Annotated in this window: 10 protein-coding genes; 2 read left to right on the top strand and 8 right to left on the bottom strand. The window is 32.2% G+C overall.

Going from position 1 to position 19,046, the window contains the following annotated elements; all coding sequences use genetic code 11:
• Window positions 1-25: 25 nt before the first annotated feature.
• Window positions 26-2,131 carry a bifunctional aldolase/short-chain dehydrogenase gene (locus tag ACNG5D_RS09615; RefSeq protein ID WP_418183300.1) on the bottom strand — a complete coding sequence of 702 codons (2,106 nt, stop codon included), beginning with the start codon at window positions 2,129-2,131 and terminating at the stop codon, window positions 26-28.
• A gap of 602 nt (window positions 2,132-2,733) precedes the next feature.
• Here ACNG5D_RS09615 and ACNG5D_RS09620 point away from each other — a divergent pair.
• Entirely contained in the window at window positions 2,734-3,780 is a 1,047-nt protein-coding gene (locus ACNG5D_RS09620) for a substrate-binding domain-containing protein (protein WP_418183301.1), read from the top strand.
• Between the two features lie 119 nt (window positions 3,781-3,899).
• Window positions 3,900-4,946 carry a GntR family transcriptional regulator gene (locus ACNG5D_RS09625; RefSeq protein ID WP_418183302.1) on the top strand — a complete coding sequence of 349 codons (1,047 nt, stop codon included), beginning with the start codon at window positions 3,900-3,902 and terminating at the stop codon, window positions 4,944-4,946.
• On the opposite strand, the gene ACNG5D_RS09630 is transcribed toward ACNG5D_RS09625, so the two are convergent.
• From ACNG5D_RS09630 to ACNG5D_RS09660, 7 genes are all read right to left on the bottom strand, one after another.
• Entirely contained in the window at window positions 4,943-6,088 is a 1,146-nt protein-coding gene (locus tag ACNG5D_RS09630; protein WP_418183303.1) for a lactonase family protein, read from the bottom strand. The genes ACNG5D_RS09625 and ACNG5D_RS09630 overlap by 4 nt on opposite strands.
• 363 nt (window positions 6,089-6,451) lie before the next feature.
• Window positions 6,452-7,933, bottom strand: a complete 1,482-nt coding sequence (locus ACNG5D_RS09635; RefSeq protein ID WP_418183304.1) for a sulfatase — start codon at window positions 7,931-7,933, stop codon at window positions 6,452-6,454.
• Between the two features lie 11 nt (window positions 7,934-7,944).
• Window positions 7,945-9,282, bottom strand: coding sequence for a sulfatase-like hydrolase/transferase (locus ACNG5D_RS09640; protein WP_418183305.1), 1,338 nt, complete (start codon window positions 9,280-9,282; stop codon window positions 7,945-7,947).
• Between the two features lie 26 nt (window positions 9,283-9,308).
• The gene (locus ACNG5D_RS09645; protein WP_418183306.1) at window positions 9,309-10,730 is read right to left on the bottom strand and encodes a BNR-4 repeat-containing protein; all 1,422 of its coding nucleotides are present in this window, start codon (window positions 10,728-10,730) and stop codon (window positions 9,309-9,311) included.
• Window positions 10,720-14,247, bottom strand: coding sequence for a glycosyl hydrolase (locus ACNG5D_RS09650; protein ID WP_418183307.1), 3,528 nt, complete (start codon window positions 14,245-14,247; stop codon window positions 10,720-10,722). Before ACNG5D_RS09650 ends, ACNG5D_RS09645 begins: the two co-directional genes overlap by 11 nt.
• Window positions 14,248-14,348: 101 nt before the next feature.
• Complete coding sequence (locus ACNG5D_RS09655; protein ID WP_418183308.1) at window positions 14,349-17,387, bottom strand: glycoside hydrolase family 2 TIM barrel-domain containing protein; 3,039 nt, start codon at window positions 17,385-17,387, stop codon at window positions 14,349-14,351.
• 144 nt (window positions 17,388-17,531) lie between these two features.
• Window positions 17,532-18,974 (bottom strand): sulfatase, encoded by a 1,443-nt coding sequence (locus ACNG5D_RS09660; RefSeq protein WP_418183309.1) that lies wholly within the window; start codon window positions 18,972-18,974, stop codon window positions 17,532-17,534.
• Window positions 18,975-19,046 lie beyond the last annotated feature (72 nt).

Below are 19,046 nucleotides of genomic sequence, written 5' to 3' on the forward strand. Positions count from 1 at the left end.
CTAAACAACTAACTATATTCTTATTTTATCTTACAAATGCATTTGCCATTCCACCATCAACATTAATAATGTTTCCTGTAGATTTATCAAGTATTCCTACTAAAGAAAATACGCCATTTGCAATATCATCTGGGGTTATAATTTCATTCAACAAATTTCTTTTTGCATAAAATGCAGGTAGTTCTTCTACGGTAATTCCGTTTGCTTTTGCACGACCTTCGGCCCATGCTCCTTCCCATATTTTACTACCAACAATTACACCATCAGGGTTTACTGTATTTACTCTTACTTTGTCTTTTGCTAATTCTGCAGCTAATAAACGTACCATATGTTGTTGCGCTGCTTTTGCTGTACCATAAGCTACATTATTTGGCCCTGCAACCAAACCATTTTTACTTGCTATGGCAATATAATCTCCACCAAGCCCTTGTTTACGTGTTATGGCCGAAAATTGTTTTGCCAAATCAAACTGTCCTTTTACTAAAATACCTTGAAGGATATTCCAATCTTTATCTGTTGTTTCTAATAAAGGTTTAGAAATTGCTAATCCAGCACTATGTACCACAATATCTACGCCTCCAAATTCAATACATGCTTTTTTATAAGCACTAGCTATAGATTCTGTTTTGGTAACATCGCATATAGCGTAGGCAGACACATCTCTTTTATAGGTAGCGTGTGCTTCTTTTAAGCTTTCTTCATTAATGTCTGTTAATACAACATTAGCACCTTCTGCCGCTAATTTATCTGCAATAGCTTTACCTATTCCACCTCCTGCTCCAGTAATTAAAGCTACTTTACGAGATAATGGTTGCTCTTTTGGCATACGTTGTAACTTTGCTTCTTCTAGTAACCAGTATTCTATATCAAATGCTTCTTGTCGTGGTAAAGATGTGTATTCTGTAATAGCTTCTGCTCCACGCATTACATTTATAGCGTTGATATAAAACTCATTTGCTACACGTGTAGTTTGCTTATTTTTAGCAAAACTAAACATACCAACTCCAGGATAAATAATAATTACTGGGTTAGCATCACGCATTGCCGGACTATTATCTTTTTTACAGGTATTATAGTAATCTGCATATTCTTGCCTGTAAGCTTCAAAAGCTGGCTCTAATTTATTGAAAATAGCATCTACATCAGATAAATCTTCATTTTTATCTAGTTTTAAAACTAATGGCTGGATTTTTGTTCTTAAAAAATGATCTGGACAAGAAGTTCCCATAGGCGCCAATCGTTCTAAATCATTACTATTAATGTACTCCATTACCACATCAGTATCAGAAAAATGACCTATCATTCTGTTTTCCGACGAACATAACCCTCTTAACAAAGGCATAATTTGAGCTGCTTTTTCTAAGCGTTCTTCTTTTGGTAAGCTTTCAATTTTCTGGCCTCCAAATACACTTCCTTTTTCTTTTATTTTTTTATCAATAAACTCAGAAGCCATTTCAATAACCTCTAAACTATTCATATAACATTCATAAGAAGTATCTCCCCAAGTAAATAAGCCATGAGAGCCTAAAACGATTCCACGTATACCAGGGTTATCTGCCAAACATTTTTCTATTTGTAAACCTAAATCGAAACCTGGACGTTGCCAAGGCACCCATCCCATTGTATCTCCCCAAATTTCTTTGGTTACCTTCTGGCTATCTTTTGCTGCAGCAACTGCAATTAAAGCATCTGGATGCAAATGGTCTATATGAGCAAAAGGTAACAAACCATGAAGTGGTGTATCAATAGATGGTGCTTTACTATCTAAATCATAAATACAGTGGTTAAATAAGCCAACCATTCTATCTTCATCTTCTATTCCTTTGTAAACACTTTTTAGGTCGCGTAACCTTTTTGTATAAATTCCTGCAATACCACTTCTATTTAAAGTTCCTATATCGCCTCCCGAACCTTTTATCCACATAACTTCAACTTCTTCATTTGTAAGTGGATCTTTTTCTATAGTTCTACAACTGGTGTTACCACCTCCATAATTTGTGATTCTTAAATCGGCTCCTAAAATATTAGAACGGTATAAAAATAAATCGACTTGGTTATCGCCAAATGTTGATGCTTTTTTTTCGTCCCACAAATAATCAACGTATTTAAAACTTTTCGTAATTTGTTCCATGCTTATAATTTAAGATAAATAATTACTTCAAAAATATATTTCAAAAAAAACTTTTGTATCCTGTACTGTACCGTAATTCATATTATTTCTTTATAAAAAAAAATAATTGAACCAAATACACACAAAAAAATATTTAATTATAATTATCAGCCACTCCCTTTTTGTAAATAACTCTACTATATAAGTTATGATAACAATACAATTCTAATGGTTAACAAATTATAGATACAACATCTATATAGTATGTATAAGATATTAAATAACCTTATAGGATAAGTTATAATAATTAATATCAGGACAATACAGGATACTTTACATATTTAAAATTTTAAATTTGATATTTAGTTTTTAAAGTGATTATAATAACTTTCTATGTAATGAGTCTATAAACTGGCAATTATCGAGTTTTTAAATATTTTTCTAGTAAACTTTAACAATTAATAAATTCTATTAATCAAGAAGAAAAAAAAACAAGACTAGGCATGTTTAAGAAACATTAATATACAAAGAACAAGGTTTCTAAGAAAGCTTTATAGCTAAAACTAACTACCTGTAAACAAAACATTTACATATAGTTATTTTTTTAATCTATAAAATAAACCATGGAGATAAATAAATTATTAAAAATTGATAATAAATCTAGAGTACCAAATTATCAACAAATTGTAAACTCGATTACACATAATGTTTCCATTGGAAATTTAAAAGCAAATCAAAAAATCCTTTCAATAAATAGGCTTAGCTTAGAATTATCTCTACCTAGAGAGACTATCGAAAAAGCTTACAACATTCTAAAAGACAGAAATATAATAAATTTTATAAGTAGTAATGGCTTTTATGTTTCGAAAAACAACATTAATAAAAATTTAAAAATATTATTTTTAATTAATAAATTAAGTTGGTATAAAATGGAAATTTATAATTCTTTTCTAACCAATATTGGAACACATACAAATACAGAGCTTTATATTTATCATTGCAACGAAACTTTATTTTTAAATCATTTAAAGAAGCAGAAAAAAAATTATGATTATTACATAGTTATGCCTCATTTTAAAACTAAAGAATCTGAACATTGCAATACAACTAATGCAATAACTTATGCGCTAAATAAAATACCAAAAGATAAATTAGTAATTATTGATAATATAAAAGCCTCTATACAAAACAATATTATTACAGTTTATGAAGATTACGAAAAAGATATTTATAACGCTTTAAGCCTTGGTATTAATAAGATTAAAAAACATAAAAAAATAATTCTTGTATATCCCAACAAAGGGGTTTCTCCTTACCCAAAATCAATTAAGAAAGGGTTTATTAAGTTTTGCTCTGAACATAAACTAGACTATGATATTTTTGACAAAATTTATGATGACATGGTACTTTTAAAAGGAGACTTATTTATTACCATTGATGAAGATGATTTAATAAACTTAATGGAACAAATATCTGAAAACGAATTAGTTTTAGGAAAAGAAATAGGCGTTATTTCTTATAACGACACACCATTAAAAGCATTACTTGGTATTACCGTAATAACAACGGATTTTAAAAAAATGGGAGCAAAAACAGCCCAAATGATTTTAAATAATGAAAAAGGAAAATATAAAGTTCCCTTTTATTTTATAGATAGAGATTCTATATAAATCATTAATAAAAGAAAAGTAATCTACTTTAATACGTCTTTAAAATCTAATAAATAGGTTTATTATTTAAGTTTTTCCAATAAAAAGTTTTACTTTTCAGAAATAAAATTTTATTTAGAATGGATCTTATAAAATATATAAATATTAATGAAAAATCTAGAGTTCCTAAATACCAACAAATCATAGATTCTATCATTGAAAATATATCTTCGGGTAATTTAGTAATGGATCAAAAAATACCTTCTATAAATATGTTTAGCGAAGAGTTTTATTTGTCCAGAGATACGGTAGAAAAAGCTTATAGTATTTTAAAAGAACGAAATATTATTACTTCCATTCGCGGCAAAGGTTACTATATATCTAGAACAAAATTAATATCTAAAGTAAATATTTTATTTTTAATAAATAAATTAAGCTCATATAAACTTAGAACTTATAATCATTTTATAGACGCTATTGGTGCTAATTCTCATACAGATTTACACATATATCACTGTGACGAAACTTTATTTCTAAATCTATTAGACAAAAATAAATCTGCTTATGATTATTTTGTTATCATGCCACATTTTAAAACTGCTGATTTAAAACATGTTAGTTTTACGGATAATGTTTTAAAATCTTTAGAAAAGATACCAAATGAGAAATTGGTACTTTTAGACAATAGTAAACCAAACATTAGACAGGGTGTAGTTGAAGTTTTCCAAGATTTTGAAAACGATATTTATTCTGCACTTACAGAAGGGCTACCAAAAATAGAGAAATACGAAAAAATCATGCTTATTTACCCTGAAAAAGCAGTATACCCTTACCCTAGAAGAATTTTACACGGTTTTAGAAAATTTTGTGTAGAGCACAAACTAGACTTCGAAGTATTAAATAAAATATATGATGACATGATTTTAAAAAAAGGCGATTTATTTATTACAATAGAAGAAGCAGACTTGGTAAGTTTAGTAAAACAAGTAAGGGAAGATGAGTATAAACTAGGAGCAGATATTGGTATTATTTCTTATAACGATACACCACTTAAAGAATTATTAGGTATTACTGTAATATCTACTGATTTTAAAATAATGGCCGAAACCACGGCTGATATGATTTTGAATAATAAAAAAGGTGCATTTAAGGTACCCTTTAACCTAATAGAAAGAGAGTCGCTTTAAAATTTATAAGCTTTAATTTGCAAACTTGAAGGGCTGTTTACTGTTATTTCCTGTGGTAGCTTGTAAAGTTTACCTGTTATCATATTACGACGAAAAACAATAATGTTATTTGAATGCAGATTAGCTACTAATAAAAACTTTCCATCGGGGCTAATTACAAAATTTCTAGGATGCTTACCATAAGTTGGTTCATGACCAACTAACTCAAGTTTCCCGTTTTTTAAATTAATAGAAAAGATTGAAATACTATCTTCTTTTGGTCCGCGGTTTGATGCATATAAAAACTTTCCGTCAGGTGAAATATGAATATCTGCCGCCCTATAAATATCTTGATTCTGTTTATAAGATTGATAATCTTCAACAAACTTTAACTGGCCATTTATATATTTAAAAACAGTCACTTTCCCACTTAATTCAGCAATACTATAACCAAATTTTCCATTTGGATGAAATGTAAAATGGCGTGGGCCGCTACCAGGTCTCATTTTGTTTTGAATTTCATTCTGAAGTATCTTTTTTTTATTATCCAACCCCATTTTAAACCCTCTTATCTTATCTGCACCTAAATCTTGGGCAAATACATATTGATTATCTGGAGATGTATTGGAAGAATGAATATGCGCTTCCTTTTGTCGGCTAGCAATAATGCTACTATCTTTAAATTTTAAAAGTTGACTATATGGGTTAAGGCTTCCGTCCTTGTTGATATTAAAAATACTTAAACTGGCATCGGTATAGTTTGAATTAAGCAAAAGTGTTCCTGTTTTATCAACTTCAATGTGTACTGGATTTCTTCCTCCACAATCTTGTTGATTAATAAAATTCAATTTATGGTTTATTGAATCAATTTTAAAAGCAGCCACCTTTCCATGATGTTTCATCTGGCTCTCAACTACCGAATACAGATACTTACCTTTTGGCGACAGTTTTATGAAAGAGGTGTTGGTTACATTATCCACGGTATATTTCAAGGTACTTTTACCCGTTTCATTATTAAACGCAAAAACGTGTATACCAGCTCCTGGCTCCTTATTGGTAAAACTGCCTATAAATAGCAATGTTGTAGTGGTTGTAGTGGTTGTATTTTTTTTACAACTTAAATTTGCCATTATAATTAATAAAACTAGTACTTTTTTTATCATTTTTATTTTGGTTATTCTAACTATTTTATTCCTTAAAACTTAAAAAATAATTGCCCCATTTTTCTCTTAACTCATTTGCTAAATGCTTTAGCCTTTTTAAAGATGTACTGGTTACTTTATTTTAAGCAGCTAGATGATTATAACAACCAATTGTTAACGCTATAACTATCCAGTTAAAATTGAATTTTAAATTTGGGCTCTCAATTTTTAATAATAGGCTACTTTATAAAATATTAATATAATTTATCGAAACTAATAATCCACATATTATCTTTAAAGTCATATTTAGTAAACCGTACTTTTCAAGCAGTAAACCTTATTCAATATTCTCAATAACATTTATATAATTTAAGGAAAATCTATTTAATTTTCACCACTAGTTCTCGCTTTTTGCTCAACAAAATAAGGTTGAAATGTATATTTTGATTTTTCATCCCACTTGGCATTTTTTGTGGGTAATAGTTTTTTTAATTCTTCTATTTTGTCTTTATTTTCTGGTTTGCCAGCAATGTTAGTCCATTCATTTGGGTCTTTAGTATGATCGTACAATTCTTCTTTACCATCCTCATATAGAATATACCTATAATTATCCATCTTAATGGCATGATTATTCATTCCAAAAGTCGTGATAGCTCTAGCTTGTTTAAGACCTTCATTATTCTGCATCATAGCAACCAAGCTATTTCCTTCATTTCTTTCATAAGTAGGAAGACCACTTAATTCCAAAAGTGTTGGGTAAATAGAGAGCATCTCTACAGGTGCATTAATTTTTTTTCCTTTTGGTAAGTTAGGCGCAGCAAACATTAATGGTGCTTTTGTAGCAGTTTCCCAAAGGGCATGTTTTGCAAAAGTTCCTTTTTCTCCTAATCGATAACCATGGTCTGACCATAGAACAATAACCGTATTATCTGCATATTTACTATTCTCTAAAGCATCTAAAACACGACCTAACTCATAATCTACATAACTCATACAAGCTAAATATGCTTGTATAATTTTTTTCCACTCGCCACTTTCTTTAGCCCATTCTGTAGATGGCATCATTGGTAAATCGTTAATTTTCATTCCAACAGGTGGAATATCATTTAAATCATCAGCCTTATAAGGTGGTGTTTCAATGGATTCTAACGGATATAAATCGAACCATTTTTGTGGTACATATAATGGCACATGTACACGTAAAAAACCAAGACCCATAAAAAATGGCTTGTTATAATCTTTTTGCAATCTTTCAGCAACCCAATTTACAGATTGATGGTCTGGCATTAATGAATCTTGCTCTGGAAACGCTCCCCAATCTGTACTGGTTCTACCATGAGTTCCTCGAATACCTTTTCCAAACCCATTCCAAACAAAACGTTTTTTAGGATAAGGGCCAAAGCCTTTTACACGTCCACCAGATTCATGAAATACGCTATCAGGTGCATGAATATGAAACAACTTCCCTATTCCCATAGTGTGATAGCCGTTATTTCCAAAATATTCAGGAAGAAACGTTATATCTTTTGTTGCTGGGTTACCATCTCTACGAACTTCATTATCTGGTGCCATACCGTAAATACCTGTAGTTGACGGGCGTAAACCTGTCATAATTGATGCTCTTGATGGCCCACAAAGTGGTGCTTGTACGTGTGCGTTAGTAAAGGTAACTCCCATTTTTGCCAACCGATCAAAATTGGGTGTTTTTACGTTTGAAAAATTATCAATTGGACTAATCCAATTATTTAAATCATCGACGGCAATAAATAGTATATTAGGTTTAGATACTACTTCTTTCTTTTTTTCATTATTACATGAAAAGATAAAAACTAATGCAAGTAATACTAATAATTGTGTGTTTTGCATAATACGCTATATTATTCAGCTCTGAACGAAGCTATTTTTTCTTGTAAATCTTTTACGATATCTGGATTGCTTACTGCAATGTTGTTTTTCTCGAACGGGTCTTCTTCTATATTGAATAATTGTATTACCTCGTCTTTCTTTCTTACTGGGTTTGGCACAATAATTTTGTATGGCGGAAAAATGGCCATATTATAATACATACTATTTTCTATGGTATCAAAATCGTGTGCATATACTTCTCCAAAAATTCCTTTACGTTCAGTCAATGCTTCTTCATCTAAAACACTTACTCCAGGTAAATTTTCTGGTTTTTTAATACCTAAAATATCCAATACTGTTGGCACCATATCTATACTACTCGTTATGGTTTTGTTATCCATTTTAGGAGTTATTTTCCCTTTCCATTTGTACATAATTGGTGTTCGAATACCCATATTATACGGGGCTCGTTTAGAATGTTTTAAATACCCACTTTTTCCAGGATCTTGTGCCCAACCATTATCGCAAACATATACGAATAAGGTATTTTCTGTTAAGCCTTTGTCTTCAAACATATCAAACAGCTGTCCACAAGTTTCATCGAACCACTCGCACATTGCCCAATACTTTGCAAGGTACTCAGAATCTGTTTTCTTTAAATATTTATCCAATAATCGTTGTGGTGGTGTATGGGGCCTGTGCGGTAAAAATGGTGCATACCATAAGAAAAACGGTTTCTTTTCTTTTAGTGCTAAATCTACATAACTATTAATAGTATCTAGTCCTTTTCTTCCTATTTCTAGGCCATAATCGCCATGACGTCCACCTCGTTTTGGGTTGCCGTGTGTCATCCCATAATCAAACCCACCTATTTTGTGGTTACCGTGCCACCATTTTCCAGTTTGAAATGATAGATACCCTTTTTCCTTTAGTATATCTGGAAGTGTTGTTTGTTTTTCAAAAGCTTTAATTATAGGCTTATAGGCTTCTGCTCTGTTTTTTAAACTAGCTTTACGATTGTCTTCTACACGTTCATAAACCTTGTCATTTCCTAATATACCATGATCTTTAGGGTATAAACCAGTTATAATTGTTGCCAGAGAGGGCGAGCATAAAGGTGTTGGCACATAAGATTTTTTAAAGGTTAAACTTTCTGAAGCAAATTGATCTAAACGAGGAGTTTCAATATTTTTGTCTCCCATAAAACCGTAATCAGTCCAAGATTGATCGTCAGAAAGAATAAATACTATATTTGGTAATTGCTCTATAGAATTTAACTGTATACTTTTTTCTGCTTTATGACTTTTGTCTTTATTTTCACAAGAAAAAAATAGACAAAACGATAATAACATAATAGCTACACATTTCATTTTTTTTATTTTTAATTATTATTTTTTTAGTATTTTTTTAGTATTTTACTTTCTTTTTTTAACCTTTCTATAGGACCATTATCACCTAACAAATACATTTTTCTAAAATCTGTTCCTTTTATTTTTTCGCCAACAATAATTCTAGCATCTGGATGTGGATTATCAATAAGAGATGATATTATAAATCCAGATTTTTTTCGTTGTAAAAAAGTTTTACCTTTTTTAAAAGATACACCTCCATCAAAACTATCCCATCTGCTTATTTCTCCAACATTGGTGTTGGTTTTACTTTCTAAATACAGACTTACTTCTGTGGTCGACTTTACTTCTAAATCTCCATCTCCTTTAGGAACATTAGAATTGTTGCCATTTAACCAATCTTGCCCATCCCATCTAAAATGTTGTATGCGCTTAGAGCCACTTCTTTTTGCTCCTATATCTGGCCCTACCATTACGGCAACATGAGGATTTCCATTTGGGTCTGTATCTGTAACACCCTGAAATGTCCAATTATTAGCTATTTTTTTTATTAAGGTTTTTTTGTCTGCCATTTCCTTGGTTAAAGGCATTTCTAAAGGTTCATTTTTAACATTTTTCCATGCTCCTTTCTTTGTATCAAAAACCATGTAATAGAGGTTGTGACGCTCTGGAATATGCCCACGAGCATCTTGAGCATTATTTCTATCTCTGCAAATATGATAATCAAATGCAACAATAATATCATCTCCATTGCCTTTAGAAACCCAAGGATACCAAGAATCTTCTGCTTCGATTTCTGTTCTTCTTTTATGTTTTAAAAAGGATACTGGTTCTTTAAATGTTTTACCATTATCAGTCGACTTTTGGTATACCCAATCGCTTCTATGCGCTCCATGGCGATAAAATATGTAAATATCTCCATTATCCATTTTTACAAACTGGCTGTAAGTACCAAATATTGAAATATTATCTAATGTTTCCCATTCAGAAATATCTAAAGGCTTTTTAGAAACGGCATGTAAATTTTTCCCATAATGATGATTTCCTAACGGATTATGACCATCTTCTCGACTTCCACCGTGCCCTCCAAAAGCAATATGAATATAGCCAGCAGCATCAATAAGAATAGCAGGTTTACCATGATTATCTATTTTTTTCTTACGGTTCGGGTCTTTACCCATTTCGCTAACACCTGCTTTAAATGGTCCTTTCCATTCTTTTGTGTTATGATTATATGATGCCACATAAGGATCTTCCAATTCGCCTTGGTAAGCTACATAAGTAACACCTTTATGATAAACTCCCGATGGATGCTGTACTATAGCTACAGCATTACCAAAGCCATTGTCTGCAAAATAGTCTACCATTTCGCTTCCTTCTGCAATTGTTTTGTATTCTTTAGATTTATTTACGCAACCCAACAAACAAAAACAAATAATAAAATTTATAACTAAATATTTATTTATCATTCTTTTCTAATTTTACAGTTTCAAAAAATATAAGTTTTACAGGGCCTAACAAACCCGATATTTGCAAATCATCATTCTTAGTATAATGATTCCAACTGGCAAACGTTGTTCTCTTTGATGGACGCTCTGTTTTATTTAATAACCAATCTGGAAGCGGTTTTGCACGTTTGTCGTTTCTTGAGTAGTCTAATGACAATTTTTCATCGCCAATTAATCGATTTGACCATAAATTGGTTACTTTAACCTCTAAGGTATTCTTTCCTTTTTTTACAAATTCATCAATTTTCATTCTAAAAGGAGCTTTCCATAATACACCTGCATTTTTACCGTTTATGATAACTTCTGCTATAACAGATACGCTCCCTAAATCTAAAGTCAAGCTTTTATTTGATTGAAGGTGTTCTTCTAACAAGATAAAATCTTTCTTGTAAGAAGCTGTTCCTGAAAAATGTTGGATAGCTTCACCTTTAGCATCTGTCCAAGATATTAAATGAGGAAACGTTTCTTTTTTTGAAGTTCCCGAATTTAGTAGAAAAGAAACTTCCCAAGCCCCAAATAACTCCATTGGTTTTGAAACGGATTTCACTTTTGCGATTTTTGTTTTTCCTGATGCTATCGTGTAATTTAGTGTTCCTGTATAAGGTGTTGTCCAGTTTATTGTATCATTTTTAAATTCTAATTTTGGTTTTGCTATATCTTTAGACAATTTTAAAAATTGCCCTTTCGGAATAAAAACTGTGCGTTCTTCACCATCAGTTTTATACCTGATTTTTAAAACAACTTTATCGCCTTCTGCAATTTTATTATCAATTAATTGATTAGATACCCAAATATTATAAGTTCCAGAATCTATTAAAATTTTTATTTTTTCGGTTACATCAAACGTTTTATAATGTTCGGGAATACCAATCGTTTCAGCTTTAAATTTTCCAAAAACAGCTTTTAACACCTTAAGTTCTTTTCCTTCTGAATCAATTGCTATATGTTCTCGTTCTTCGGCATACAATTGCTTTTTAGTAGAATCTATTTGATATTCCATGCGAAACTTCTTTTTGTATCCCATCGCTGGGTCACAATCGCAAAAAGCTCTATTCATTTTAAAATCTAATGTTCCGTTTTTAATTGCCTTATTTACTTTATCAGTAATATCAATTAACCCCTCTTGTAAAAATGTACCATATTCAGCTTTTACAATTTCTAAATTAGAAAGCGGTTCTTTTTGAGCGAATTCTAGTTCTGCTGAAACTTCTAATAAATGATTAGATTTCACGGTTTTTTTAAAGATGATAAAAACCGATTCTTCCATACCTAATGATAATGAAACTGTTGTTGTTCCATCTTCATTTTCTTTAAAAACTACCAAATCTTTTATAGTGCCTTTTTCTGAATTCCAAAGCTCTGGTTGCTTACCAGAAACTCGAAAACGTGCGGTGATTTCTCTGGATTCTTTTCTAGCATTCGCTATAAAATAGATATCTGCATTTGCTGTTTTTCTGTGGATGAAACTCAAATCTGAATTATCACTACTTTCAATTTTAAAATCGGGGGTTTTATCACTTAAAGCTTCTTCAATAGATATCTCTTTTACCAATCCTTTTGACCATAATTCATTAACAAAAGTTGTAACTTCTTTATCACAATTAGGATAGTTGCTTAAACTTGGCGATTGCATCGGTTTTTTACCTATTACTTTTGCGCCACCAGCAACCAATACTTTTATTTTTTCTAAGGTTTCAGGTTTTATAAAGTCTGATTCTGGTAATACCAAAAGGTTATACGTATTACCTACGGATGAATATATTGTTCCGTTTTTAGCAGCTAAGTCTTTTAACTTATTTGCTCCAATCAAATCGTAATCAAAACCCATGGCTTTGATTTCGGGTTTTATAAATCCTGTATTTGGCGATGATTCTCCTGTAAATACTAAAACGTCGGCCACGTTTTTACCTTGTTGTAATAAATACTGTGAACGTGCCAAATAATCCATATATCCTTTACTTTGCGACCACCAAGTGTTTAAACGGTTAAAATCGAAACCGTGATAACTTAAAGCTAAACCTGGCGCCACATCCCAAGGTTGATGCACATAGGTATGAAAAACAAATCGTGTAATACCTTCTGCCCAAGCGCGATCTCCAATTGATTTTAGATTTGCTGGGTGCTTATTCCAACCTCCAATTCCTGTAAACGATTCGGCTCCTACAATTGAACTGCCATTTAAATGTGCAATGGAAGACACAAATTTTGGTGAATCGAAAAATGGATAGCCTCCACTCCAAAATTCACACATTACAATATCTCCGGTTGCCCCTACTTGCATATTATCAAAAGGGCCCCAATAAGGTTCAACCGAAAATTTTAATTTATTTTTATGGCATAATTCTGCAAAGTGCCCGTAATAATTCTCTGTGATTAAGTCGCCAATAGTTCTTCTAAAATCCCAAAGGAATCGTTCTGAAACTTCTCCGCTTTCCACATAATATCCTGCTAAAGTTGGTAAATAAGTTGTTAAATCATATCCTCTTAAATCTTTAAATTGCGAATCAAAACCAGTTGTCCAATTGGTAGTTTCCACCTCGTAACTATCAATTAAACAATTGTTAACGGTTGTGCCTACCAAATCGCCTAACTTATCAATAATAGGTTGTACACCTGTTTCCCAATACGCATCTAAAGCTTTTTTGCTCATTTTATCTACCTCCAAACCTTTTGCTTCTGGAGGTGCTGGTCTATTGGTTGTGCCTATTGGTGTATGTCCTAATCGTAAAATTATCCAACTGCCTTTAGGGACTTCCCAATGTAGAACGCCATCTTCAGATAGTTTTGAAGTTAGATTTATAATGTTTTTTTTTGAAATAATAGCCTCATTTGAAACACCTTTAGTATCGGGCAGTAAATGATTACGAACTCGTTCGGAAAGCATTTTAAAGTCTAAACCATCAATTTTTATGGTTTGTTTTGGTTTTGGAAATGCTAAAATTGCGATGTCTTTGTAGTAATCGAATTTGGTTTCTGGCCTTGGTAATTTTTCTGTAATCGTTTTTCCGCCTTCAATTGTAAGTTCACTAAAAACTACAGTTTGCATCGCATTTTCTTCGGTTACCCAAGGTCCTCCAGAAGACGACCAACCTGCACTATTGTGGAATGCCATTTCTAGCCCCAGGCGTTTTGCTTCTTCCGCAGAAAACTTGAATAAATTAAGCCATTCCTCACTTAAATATTTAATAGAGCCTTGCGGGAAACCAAGATGCACGTTGAATAATTGAACTTCTTGAATACCAACCGCTTTCATGGCTTCTAAATCTTTGGTAATTCCAGGTTTAGAAACATTTCCACTAATCCAATGCCACCATGTTCTTGCTTTGGCTTGGTTTGGCGGGTTTTGGAATCCAGCTTCTAGATTAATTTCGTTTTCAAAATAACTGTCAACTTTCTGATTTTGACAAGAAGCGAAAAACGAAATTAAACAGAATAATAACACCATCTGCTTTATGCTTAAATTCAAATCAACTTTCATTCATTTACTATTTCTATTACAGCTAAACCTAAATAATAAAACATTCAACACTAATAAAACCAGAATCACATATACAATCGTCATAATCTATTACTTAAAATTTAATCGATAAACAATTCATCTATAAACGGGCCACTTTGCCCTGTGGTTTCTAACTTAATATTGTTAGCACCTGCTTTTAACGTAATAATAGTGGGTACAAACTTCCATTCTTTTTCCCAGCCACCAGTTGGTTTAAAATCTAGGGTTCTTATATATTCGTCATTTACATAAAGTTTCATGGGGTGCAACTTTCCTTCGTTATTGTGCATGTATCGTAAACGAATACTATAATCGCCTTGTTCACCATCATTTTCTTGATACCATGTAATGGCGCCTTCGTTTCCATCAAACCTTACGAAACCAGTTCCTTTATAACGACGTGCTTTTTTATCGGCTTTTGCACCACCTTCCAATAATCCATCTTCAGCTGAAATATTTACACCTCTACCAATCCACATATCGGCTGAGTGTTCATCGCCCCAAAACAAGCCTTCGGTTTTACCAAATTTTTCACTCATCTTTAAAACCACTTCACCATTTTGTTTTACAATGGCTTTTACAGTCGTCCCATCTGAAACTTTAAAAGCACCCTTATAAGACTTTCCAGTTATTTCTGGGTTACTTCCATCAACAGTATATTTAATTTCTAAATCTGAAGGATTAGCTTTCTTTAAAATTGAAATCTGACCAACATATATAGTAATATCATTGGACGTATATAAAGATTTATCGCCTAAAATGACTCCTGTAAAAATTGTTGCCTTGGCTGCTTTCTCTTTTTCTTTCAAAAACAATCTGGATTTACCAAAAAATAAACTTCTATAATTGGTTTTTGTTCTACTTGTAGGATCAATAGGGTTACCGTTTTCAATAGATATTTTTTCTAAGTCGCCTTGTATGTTGTAATATACTTTATTTTCTCCATAAGGATAGAAATTGTCGTTTTTATCTAAACTTTCAGATGTTAAAATATAGTTTGCCACAAACCCGTCTTCGCTATTTAACTTTTTTAAGGTGTTGTTTAATTTTGAAGGCTGCTTACTTGTTGTAAATGATGTACGTTTTACTTCCTTTCCACCAATATAGGCAATTGCTTCAATAGTACCTTCTTGATAAGGCACCATCCATTCGCATTGCATCTCGTTCCAAATTGTTCCTGGTTTATCTTTCCCAAAAGATTTTCCGTTTAAAAACAGTTCCACCTCATCAGCATTGGAGTAAACCCAAACCGGAATTATAGTTCCTTTTTTCATTCTTGGATGAGACCAATGTGGCAACATATGAATCATTGGTTCTTGTGTCCATTGGCTTTTATAGAAATAATACAGGTCTTTCTTAAACCCTGCTACATCCAATGCGCCTCCCATAAATAAATTGAATGGCAAACCGCCATGAACTAAACCTGCTTCTCCGTAATAATCGAAACCTGTCCAACGAAAATGCCCACTATGCCATGGTGTATCGCGCATTACCTCCCAATATTTTCTTGCTGAAACTCGAACCGTAGCATTGTCATAAGATGAATTGAAACGTTGTTTTCTGTTTCTCCAATCCTTTGGGTTTATACCTTCGTAGAAAAAGATTTCTTTATCGGTTAAGTTTGGCAATTCAAAGGTACCTGGCAATTCGTTATCGCGCCACCAGGTTTGTGTTCGGTAATAGCCACGTGTTTGCCATGTGTGTGGGGCTTCGGTAGAAATGAATGGTTTGGTTAAGGTATTATTCTCTATAAACGATTTGGTTTCAGAACCTCCATTAACGCCTTGAATATCCATATCTTCTGGATTTCCGGCTCCTGATGTAAATAATCGGGTTGGGTCTAAATTTTTACCGAATTTCACCATTTCTGGAGCTACATCGCTGTGGGTTTCGTTACCTAAGCTCCAAACAAAAATACTTGGATGATTACGGTCTCTGGTAATCCATTCTTTTACATCGCGTTTCCACCACGCATCAAAAGCTTGTTTGCCATAATCTTGAGGAGCTTTTTTATGCCAGCCATCAAAAATTTCATCCATAACCAATAACCCAATTTCATCACAAATATCATAAAACATTGGTGGTGTTGGGTTGTGTGACGGACGTATAGCATTAATACCCATATCTTTTAAAGATTGTAGTTTCCAACGTAACATAGGTTTTGTCCAGGCTCCACCCACGGGTCCGCCTTCCCAATGTTCGCAAACACCTTTTAACTTTACATTTTTTCCATTTAACCAAAAGCCTGTGTCGGTTTTCCACTCTACAGTTTTAAAGCCAAAAGTGGTTTCAATTTTATCTATTATTTTTTTACCGTCTAAAATTTGAGTAACAGCAGTATATAAGCGAGGGGTTTCTGGGTTCCATAATTCTGGGCTTTTAATTTCTAATTGATAGGTTGGATTTGAAACTTTTAATTTTTCACAGTTATTTGTCAACTGCTTTCCATCTGGAGAAAATAATTTTACCTCGTATTTTAATCCTTTAAATTTTCCATTAATTTCTGCATCTATGATAACCATTGCTTTTTCTTCAGAAATAATAGGCGTTTTTATAAAAATAGAATTAGGCTTAAAATGTGTTTGGTTTACTTCAACTAATTTTACTGGTGCGTAAATTCCGCAAGGGTGGTACCACCGTGCAGAGGGCTCTAAAGAATTATCTACACGAACAGCAATGGTATTTTTACCCGGTTTTAAATACTTTGAAATATCATATCGAAAACTAATGTATCCGTAAGGTCTTTTTCCTAAATAATTTCCATTTACCCAAACTTTACTATTCATATACACCCCATCAAAATTGATATAAGTAATGTTTGAAAGGCTTTCTTTTTTTACATTAAATTGTTTACGGTACCAACCAATGCCTCCGTCGTGATAACCACCACCTTGACCTTGATCTCCGCCTGTACGCACACCTTTTTCGAAAGACCAGTCGTGCGGAATATTTAAGTTTTTCCAGCTTGAAATATCAACATTTTCTTTTGAAAATGACGGTTTATCTTCATCTAAGATAAAATGCCAATTATTATTAACGTTTTTAATAATGCGTTGTGCATAACTAAAATTTAAAAAAACCACTAAAACAGTTAGGGAAGTTATCTTTTTTATTTGCATTGTGGTAGTTAAATAAAGTTTAATCAAACTTAACTTTAAATCTTCTAAAAATAATCCTGTACTATCCTGAAAGAAGTGTTATATCAGCTAAACGCAAAAATTAAATATAAAACATTGAAGGTTTGATTGCGCAAGTTAAACATATTACTTCCTTGGAATATCATTCTGTAAAAAGGGACTCGCATTTCTAGGAAACTGAATTTCTAAAAGTGCTTTCATTTTCTTTTCTACTTGAACATGCGTAGGCTTTCCTGATAGATTCTCAAAAGATAACAACCCATTTTTATGCTCATATAATTCTGATCCTAATATTTCGTGAGTAATAGAATTTCTCCATTCGGTGTACCTCCATTTACCATCTGTAGCGGTACAACCCATTATATCTTTACCTCTGGCAAAAACACTTGTTGCTACCTCATCCCATTCTATATTAGGGTTATCTATAACTGGCACTAAACTTTTACCATCCGATTTTGGACCTTTTAAACCACATGCGTCTGTTAAGGTTGAAAAGATATCTACATTTTCTACTAAGGCATTAGAGGCTTTTCCTAGTTGTTGTTTTTTATAATCTGTTTCTCTACTTATAATTAAGGGCACACGAACATCAATCTCTACATTAGAATGTTTACACCAGGCTCCATATTCGCCAATTTTATAGCCATGGTCGCTCATAAAAATTAACATGGTATTTTTACGTAAATCTAAATCTTCCAAAGTTTGCATTACTTTACCCACTTGAGCATCCATATAGCTTACGCAAGCATGATACCCATGAATTAGGGTTCTTGTAATATTATCATTTAACGGATCTTCTTTTGGTATTCCATGATAACCTTTTAGTTCCCCCCATTTACTTAACGCCAACCTGTACATATTTTTTGGCTTTTCTTTTAAGGGAATTTTAAACTTACTTTTATCATGCATATCCCAGTATTTTTTGGGTGCAATAAATGGCAAATGGGGTTTTGTTAAGCCAACAAACATTAAAAATTTATCATTTTTAATTTCATGTAGCATTTTTATTGCTTCACTAGCAATTTGCCCATCTACATAAGCTTCATCATTAACATCTGCATCTTCGTAAGCTGGTCCTTTAGAGCTTCCTTTTGCTTTTAGAGCTTTAACTATTTTTATATTTTCTGGTTTTAAATAACGCTTTGCAGGTTTTTTAAAAAGTCGTGTCCAGCTTTCTTTATCGTCTATGTTATGATGATACACTTTCCCTGTACTTATGGTTTTATATCCATTTTTTTTAAATAACTGAGGTAATGTAACTAGGTTTTTATGCACTTTGCGTAATGGTGTAAAAATGCTATATATTCCTAAGGTTTCTGGCCTTAATCCTGTTAAGGTACTCATTCTAGAAGGTGCACAAATGGCTTGTTGTGCATATGCTTTATTAAACATTACGCCTTCTAGTGCTAGTTTATCAATATTTGGGGTTATAGCGGTTTTACTACCATAACATCCTAATTCTGCACGTAAATCATCGATATAAAAAATTAACACATTTGGGCTTTCTTTTTGAGAATAAGAAATAAAACTCCAAAAAATAAAATAAAATAAAAATGGTACTTTTTTCATTTATAAGTGAGATTAAATAAACTTAATGTTAGGATATTGATATCATTATTAGCCCCAAGCGTTAGGGATTTA

The sequence above is a fragment of the Algibacter ulvanivorans genome (assembly GCF_048381495.1).
Lineage (GTDB): Bacteria > Bacteroidota > Bacteroidia > Flavobacteriales > Flavobacteriaceae > Algibacter_B > Algibacter_B ulvanivorans.